Source organism: Vibrio sp. 1978, assembly GCF_033344345.1.
Genome location: NZ_JAWPOP010000718.1, coordinates 1 through 603, shown reverse-complemented (window position 1 = coordinate 603; position 603 = coordinate 1). Strand labels below are relative to the sequence as shown.

The following is a 603-nucleotide window of genomic DNA, read 5'->3' as shown; positions in this document are numbered from 1 at the left end:
GAGCTGAAGTGCCCATTCTGGCTGACGGTGGAATGGAAGCGCGCGGCTTGGTGAGCCGTACCGTTATTCCGGTATACAGCCAAGTGAACGATTTGATCGGCTTCCTTGATGGTGGTTTGCTCCTCAACAACAGTACTGTGCTGGTGGATCAAATCCGCGATCTCATTTATCTCAGTGATAATGACCGCCTTCGCCCTGTGGGTACGTTGACCGTGTTTCTTGATGATTTGCGTGTGAGCACCAACGTTCCTCTAGACAGCGACCATAGGCTAGGGCGCGCTATTGGTACGCGAGTGAGTGCTGAAGTGTATAACCAAGTGCTCTCTCAAGGTCAGCAATGGGTCGACCGCGCGTATGTGTACGACGCGTGGTACATCACCGCTTATCAACCAATCAAAGACCAGTACGATAACGTCATTGGTATGCTTTATACCGGCTACCTGATGTGGCCATTTGTGAAAGCGTACATGACCAACATCGCCGAAATCAGCCTTATTACCTTAATGCTATTACTGGTCTCTGGCGTGATGGTCTATCGCGGTTCGCGTGATTTGTTCCGACCAATAGAGCGCATTCATAAAGTCGTTAAGCTCGTTCAACTTG

Annotated in this window: 1 protein-coding gene; it reads left to right on the top strand. The window is 50.1% G+C overall.

Going from position 1 to position 603, the window contains the following annotated elements:
- Nucleotides 1-603: cache domain-containing protein (locus tag R8N49_RS28725; RefSeq protein WP_318190651.1), on the top strand; the 603-nt coding region annotated here is incomplete at both ends.